General features: G+C 61.3%; 4 protein-coding genes. All 4 read left to right on the top strand.

Annotated elements, in window-relative coordinates; genetic code table 11:
- Window positions 1-2,231: PD-(D/E)XK nuclease family protein (locus Q0M74_RS12160; RefSeq protein ID WP_293954842.1), on the top strand; the 2,231-nt coding region annotated here is incomplete at its 5' end.
- Complete coding sequence (locus tag Q0M74_RS12155) at window positions 2,224-5,439, top strand: UvrD-helicase domain-containing protein (protein ID WP_293954840.1); 3,216 nt, start codon at window positions 2,224-2,226, stop codon at window positions 5,437-5,439. The genes Q0M74_RS12160 and Q0M74_RS12155, both read left to right, overlap by 8 nt.
- A 64-nt stretch (window positions 5,440-5,503) precedes the next feature.
- Window positions 5,504-6,565, top strand: coding sequence for a TrkA family potassium uptake protein (locus Q0M74_RS12150; protein WP_293954838.1), 1,062 nt, complete (start codon window positions 5,504-5,506; stop codon window positions 6,563-6,565).
- A partial coding sequence (locus tag Q0M74_RS12145; protein WP_293954836.1) for an NAD(+) diphosphatase occupies window positions 6,565-7,236 on the top strand: 672 nt, incomplete at its 3' end. The genes Q0M74_RS12150 and Q0M74_RS12145, both read left to right, overlap by 1 nt.

Raw genomic sequence — 7,236 nt, 5'->3', positions numbered from 1 at the left:
ACTTCCGTGGCGCGAACCCGGATTTCCTCAAGAACTTTGCTGCCGAGCAAGAGATCGTGTTGCAGGAGAGCAGGAGAGCGCCGTCGATAAGCATCACGGTCCCGGAAACAGGGTCGGCGCACAATGATGTGCTCGCTGACGCGGTGCGGCGCGCGCACCTCCTTGAGGAGGTCGCGTGGTCGGATATGGCGGTGATTGTGCGGTCAGCGGGCATGATCGCCCCGGTGCGGCGCGTGCTGCTGGCCGCGGGTGTGCCGGTGCACATCAGCCCCACCGACGTGGTGTTATCTGAGCAGCGCATCGTGGCCGCCCTGATCCTGGGGCTGCGTGCCCTGACTGAGGAACTGACACCCCTGGAACTGGAGGATCTGCTGCTCGGGCCGATTGGTGGCGCCGATCCGGTTACTTTGCGACGCCTCCTGCGCGGCCTGCGGCGCGCGGAGATGCAGGCCGGCGGGCACCGGCGTGCCATCGAGGTGCTGCGAGAACTCCTGGGTGAGCAACGCGATGAATCCCTGCTGGGTTATCTCAACCAGCGTGAGCTGGAGCTGCTTGACCGCGTGTGGTCGGTGCTGGATGCCGGACGTGGAGTACTGGGCGGCAGCATCGAGGAGATCCTGTGGGCCCTGTGGTCGGAAACCAAACTCTCCGATCACCTCTCTGCTGTCAGCCTCCGCGGTGGTGCCGCCGGTTCCCAGGCGGACCGTGACCTGGACGCGGTGATGGCGCTTTTCGATGCCGCCGGCGACTACGTGGAGCGCTACCCGGAAGCAGGCATCCGCAACTTCATCCTGCACATCTCCGAACAGGAACTGCCCACCGGTGTTCGCGAACGCCGTGGTGTCTCCCCCGAAGCCGTCACGGTGACCACAGCACACGCCACCACAGGCCGTGAATGGAAATACGTCATCGTGGCAGAGGTCCAGGAGGGCAGCTGGCCTTCGCTGGGGGAGACCGGCACACTGCTGGGCCAGGAGGAACTGATCGACCTCATCGATGAGGATATCGACCCGGATACGATCATCTCCCGTTCCGTCGAACGCCTCGCGGAGGAACGTCGCCTCTTCCATGTGGCGACCACCCGGGCCACCGAGAAGCTTCTGGTTACCGCGGTCAATGCACCGGAGTCAGACGAGGTGCGTGAACCCTCCAGATTCATTGAAGAATTCGCGCAGCATCATGGGGTGGAGATCAACCATATTCAGGGGGAGGGGAGCACACCGGTGCGTGCCCCGGAAACCCTGGGCCACCGACTGCTCTCCGTCCCCGCACTCGTCGCGGAACTGCGCCGCACCGTGACCGATCCCGGGGAACTGGGCAGCAGGAGGAAACAAGCTGCCCGCCAGCTCCACCGCCTGGCAGCCGCGGGAGTACCCGGCGCGGACCCCTCAGAATGGTTGAGTTTGCGTACACCGTCGACCACGGCAGAACTTGTGCCACCTGGGCAGGTCCGTTTGTCACCCTCACGGATTGAGGCGTTGATGAACTGTCCGCTGCGTGCTGTTCTTGATCGTCTGGATAGTGAGGATGAAGCCCCGATCGCGATGTTGCGGGGCACTCTCATTCATGCATTTGCGGAGGCTGTCGCCCGCGGTGCTGATCCTGAGCCGGCTGCGGAGATGGTCACGGCGGCCTATATGGAGCTGGCGAATGTTCCAGCCTGGTCACGGGAATCCACAGAGGAGAGTTTCCGTCGCACGGTCGACAGGACCCACACCTGGTTGCTGACGTCCCGTGCCACCTTTGATCTGGTGGGTATTGAAACCAGGGTGAAGGTGGAGATCTCTGAGGAGGTTTCGATCAGTGGCCGCATGGACCGGTTGGAACGCAATGAGGCCGGTGAACTGGTGGTCATTGACTTGAAGACGGGGCGTCAGGCAGCCACCCAGAAGGACATGGCGGAGCACCCGCAGCTCTCGGCTTATCAGCTGGCACTATCCCGTGGTGTGCTGCACGGTGATCAGATTGAGGATCCACTGCCCGGGGAAACACCGGCTCCGGTGGGCGGCGGCGTCCTGGTGTATCCGGCTCATGATGCCAAAGGCATCACCACCCGTGATCAGGCGCCGAAGAGTCCGGAGGAGCTTGATGAGTTCGCAGCTCTTCTGCCTGAGTTGGCTCATCTGTCGCGGGGCCCGAATCTGCTTGCCCGTATCAATCCCACCTGTGGCAACTGCCCAGTGAAGGGCCTGTGCCCTGTACAGCCGGAAGGACGTCTCATCCATGGTTAAGGTATCTCCGGTTCTGCTGTCGAAGATGTTGGGGCAGGAACATGCCCCCACCACCCAGCAGGCCGATATCATCGGCTCTCAGCCGGGGCCGCTGCTGGTGGTGGCTGGGGCCGGTGCGGGTAAGACAGAGACGATGGCTGCCCGTGTGGTGTGGTTGGTGGCCAATGGTCTGGTGGCACCTGATCAGGTCCTGGGGCTGACCTTCACCCGCAAGGCGGCTCAACAGTTGTCGCAACGTATCCGTCAGCGTCTGGAAACACTGGCGGGAATTCCGAAGCTGCGTGATATTGATCCCACCGGTGCGATCACCCGGAATCTACAGGCGATCACCCCGACGGTGTCCACCTATGATTCCTATGCAGGAAACCTCATCCGTGAATATGGTCTGCTGCTGCCTGTTGAGCCTTCTGCCCGGCTGATCACCCAGACTGAGCTCTATCACATCGCCAGGTCCGTGGTGGATAATTATCGTGGGGAGCTCACCGCCACCCAGAGTCCGGCGACGGTGACGGAGTATCTGCTCAACCTGGTTTCTGAGATGGATAACCACATGGTTACCGCGGAAGATATCGCCGAGGAGACCTGGCCTTTTGTCAATCTCTTTGAGGAGCTCCCCAAGGGACCACGTCAGCGCGATGCACTCTCCCAGGGGATGGCCGGGTGGCGTGACACCCAGTTGATCCGTCTGCAGTATCTGCCGCTGGTGGAACAGCTCAAGCAGGAATTACATGAACGTGCGGTGATCACCTTTGGCGAGCAGATGAGTAAGGCGGCAACCCTTGCCTCCAGACACCCGCAGGTGGGCTATTCTCAGCGTCGTCGTTTCCGTGTGGTCATGCTGGATGAGTACCAGGACACCAGCCATTCCCAGCGGGTGCTGTTGCGCAGCCTGTTCGGTGGCACTGACCCGGGGCTGACGGTGAATGCGGTGGGTGATCCCATGCAGGCTATCTACGGGTGGCGTGGTGCTACGGCCGCGAACCTGGAAAACTTTGTCGATGACTTCCCCGAGATCACCTTGGAAGGCAAGACAACCGCCCCGAAACGTGAATTGACCACCAGTTGGCGCAACCCACCTGAGGTTCTGGAATTGGCTAATGCGGTGTCCCGTGAGGTGCTCGGGCCACCAAGTTCCCCGGACAGGACCGTCCAGCCCCTGGAACCTCGTCCCGGTGCACCCACCGGTGAGGTGTCGGTGGGATGGTTTGCCACAGCCCAGCATGAACGGACGTTTGTGGCAGATCAGTTGAAGAAGTACTGGGATGCCCGCAGTGAGAAGTTCACGGCTGCTGTCCTGGTGCGTAAACGTAGGCATTCTGAGCCGATGGCAGCTGAGCTGCGTGCCCGGGGCATCCCCGTGGAGATCGTCGGTCTGTCCGGTCTGTTGGATGTTCCGGAGGTGTCTGACATGGTGGCGATCGCCACCATGCTGGTGCGCCCCCAGGACAACCGTGCCACGCTGCGTATTCTCGGCGGTCCTCATGTGGGTCTGGGTATTGCAGACATTCAGGTCTTGCAGAGGCGTGCCGCCAATATCGCAGGACACCGCAGGGCTGATGAACAACCGGTTCTTGAGGATCCCCTGGAACACCTGAAGGCTCAGATTGCGGAGACTGTGCCCACTGAGCCGGAAGAGATCGTCGGTCTGGCTGATGCGATCTCTGATCTGGGTGAAGGTACCGACTTCAGTGAGGAAGGGTGGCGTCGGTTGAAGCGACTGTCCTCCCAACTGCGGCATCTGCGCACCAACAGCCTGGGTCGGTCGGTGGCGGATATCTTCGCTGATATCGAGGATGTTTTCAGCATCCGCACCGAGGTGCTTGCCCGGGAGAATCCCCATGATGATGGGGCGGTGGGAACGGTTCACCTGGATCGTTTTGCTGATGAGGTGGCGGATCATTCCAGTATCGGGTTGCCGGAACTGCTGGATTATTTCCAGTTGGCGAAAAACCAGGAGGATGGTCTGGAACCCGGTGAGGTCAGCGTGCGCAGTGACCGCGTGCAGATCCTCACCGTGCACAAGGCCAAGGGCCTGGAGTGGGATATCGTCTCGGTGCTGCATGCCGATGCCGGAACCTATGACGCCAAGGCATCGACGTGGTTGACCAATGTCACCGCTGTGCCCGCCACCCTGCGTGGTGATGCAGGTGCCGGGTCTCCGGTGTTGGATACCTCCGGGGCAGAAGATCGCAAGGAGTTGGAGACCGCCTGTAAGGACTACATCGCGGAGGTTCGTGAAGGCCTGGCGGAGGAGAATTCCCGGCTGTTTTATGTCGGTATCACCCGCAGTGAGCGGGTGTTGATGGTGACCGGTTCCGCCATCGATGGCACCACGATCAAACCCAAGGCTCCCTATGGGCATCTGGAGATCCTCAGGGCCACGGCACCGGACGCGGTGGTGGAATGGTGGGAAGGCGATGAGGCGGATGTTGAGAAGCTGCCCGCTGAGCAGGCCACCTACCCGCAGCTGCATGTGGCACCCGGGGTGGCTGAGGGTGCTGAGCTGGTGCGCGCGCAGCCGGTGGAATCCTCGCAGGATGGCGGCATGGAGGAGCTGTGGGAACGTGAGGTGAACGCGCTTATCGAAGAACAGCGTCGACTCGAATCCCCCGTCATGAATGTGGAGATCTCACGTGAACTCACCGCCACTGATCTTGTCAGCATGAAGAACAATCCGGAACAGTTTGCCCGCAGACTACGCCGGCCTGTGCCCTTCAAACCCAACACCTACGCCAAACGCGGTACCCAGTTCCACCAGTGGTTGGAGGACCGCTTCGGTGCCACCGCCCTGTTGGACGAGGATCAGCTTCCCGGCATGGGGGAGGAACAATCTGATCACACAGTGGCAGAACTCAAAGACGCCTTCCTGGCATCACCCTGGGCGGAACGCACACCGAACTTCGTGGAGCATCCCTTTGAGGTGGTCATCGGCAGACATGTGGTCCGTGGACGCATGGATGCCGTCTTCCAGGAAGCAGACGGCACCTGGTTGGTCGTGGATTGGAAAACTGGCCAGATTCCCACCGGCCCGGAACGCAGCGCTGCCATCATCCAGCTGGCTGTGTACCGCATCGCCTGGGCCAGCCTGCAGAAGATCGATCCCGCTACGGTGCGTGGTGCCTTCCACTATGTGGCACACAACCACACCTTCGAACCGGGGACACTACCCGGGGCAGAAGAACTGGCACTGCTGCTCGACGGTTCCTGAAACCACCGTATGATCATCAACCAGAGTGATAACGGAAATAATCAATGAAGGGGAGTGTGGGGCGATGGTGCGGAACTTCAGACGCGACAATAACCTGTCGGGTCTGCCCGACCATGCCCTGCTGAGCATCATCCGCATCCCGGCAGCCACCAGGATCAGCCCCTGGGGGCTGATGCTGCGACGCGTGGTCTACGCACTCCTGCTCACCCTGGTGGTTACCCTGATCGTCTACTTTGACCGTGAGGGCTACTCCGAGGAACTCACCTTCGTGGACGCCCTCTACTACTCAACCGTGTCCCTGACCACGGTGGGTTATGGCGACATCACCCCGGTCACCCAGGAAGCACGCCTGATCAACGTCATCGTGATCACCCCCTTCCGCATCGCATTCCTCGTGCTGCTGGTCGGAACCACCCTGTCCGTGCTCACCGAGGAATCGCGCCGGGCCCTGCAGATCCAGCGTTGGAGGAAACGAATGCGCAATCACACCGTTGTCGTCGGATATGGAACAAAGGGCCGCTCTGCCGTGGCAGCCCTGCTGGCTGATGGCGTTCCCGCAAACCAGATCGTGGTCATCGATACCGACCAGACAGCTCTTGATGCCGCCAACAATGACGGCCTGGTCACCGTCAAGGGTACCGCCACCAAAGCCGATGTCTTAAGGATCGCCGGTGTACAACGCGCCCGGGCGGTGGTCGTGGCCCCCAACCTGGATGACACCGCCGTGTTGGTCACCTTATCGGTGCGTGAGATTGCGCCCCGGGCCATGATCGTGGCCTCAGTACGCGAATCAGAAAACCAACACCTGCTGGAACAGTCTGGTGCCGATTCTGTGGTCATCTCCTCGGAAACCGCCGGTCGTATGCTGGGTCTTGCCACCGTCACCCCGTCAGTGGTGGAGATGATGGAAGACCTGCTCTCACCTGATGAAGGGTTCTCCGTTGCTGAGCGACTGGTGGCTGAGGATGAGGTGGGATCCAATCCCCGCCACCTCGCCGATATCGTCCTGGGGGTGGTCCGCTCCGGAGAGCTCTACCGCATCGATTCCCCCGAGGCTGAAACCGTCGAACCCGGCGACCGCCTCCTTTACGTCCGACGTGTGTTCAGCGAAGAGGTCAACGACTAATGCAGATCCTGCCCGTGGGACCCCACGATGAAATCCCCATCCGTGACAACCACCCCGTCTTCCTTACCGACCACCCCGGAGACGTGATCGCCATCGCGCCGGGCTACTTCGCTGTCCGCGTGACCCATGAGGACATCACCCGGTTGGGTCACCCAACCGCACCCCGTGACTTAGGTGACAAGCTTGTCGACGCCTCCGTCAGCCTGCTCCGCAACCGCGAGCGTGTCCGCTTCGACCCCAGCGACGGCAGTGAACTCCGCTACGCCGAAGGTGGTGTAGCCTACGGTGCCAGCGGTCAGCCATTGTTCCCCCGCCTGGACCCGGCCGTGATCGGCATTGTGGAATTAAGCGGTGCCCAACGGTTGTTGTTGGGAATGAATGCCCACAGCCGTAAGTTCTTCTCCCTCGTCGCAGGCTATGTCTCCCATGGTGAAACCCTGGAGGATGCCTTCGCACGTGAGGTCATGGAGGAAACCGGCAGAAGGGTAGAAGCAATTACCTATGTGGCCAGCCAACCTTGGCCGATATCCGGATCACTCATGGTAGGCATGCGGGGCCAAACCGAGGATGAGGAGCAACAGGCGGACACCGATGGCGAACTAGCGGAGACCCTCTGGGTGTCCTCCCGCGATATCCTGGACCGTCGGATCCCGATCGCCCCACCCGGTTCC

Source organism: uncultured Corynebacterium sp. (assembly GCF_945649885.1).
Taxonomy (GTDB): domain Bacteria; phylum Actinomycetota; class Actinomycetes; order Mycobacteriales; family Mycobacteriaceae; genus Corynebacterium.
The sequence above is the reverse complement of the archived record's forward strand: the minus strand, read 5'-3'. Positions and strand labels throughout refer to the sequence as shown.

Excerpts from the sequence above, each read along its gene's own strand:
- Q0M74_RS12155 (WP_293954840.1), top strand. The coding sequence starts at position 2,224 with ATGGTTAAGGTATCTCCGGTTCTGCTGTCGAAGATGTTGGGGCAGGAA.
- Q0M74_RS12150 (WP_293954838.1), top strand. The coding sequence starts at position 5,504 with ATGGTGCGGAACTTCAGACGCGACAATAACCTGTCGGGTCTGCCCGAC.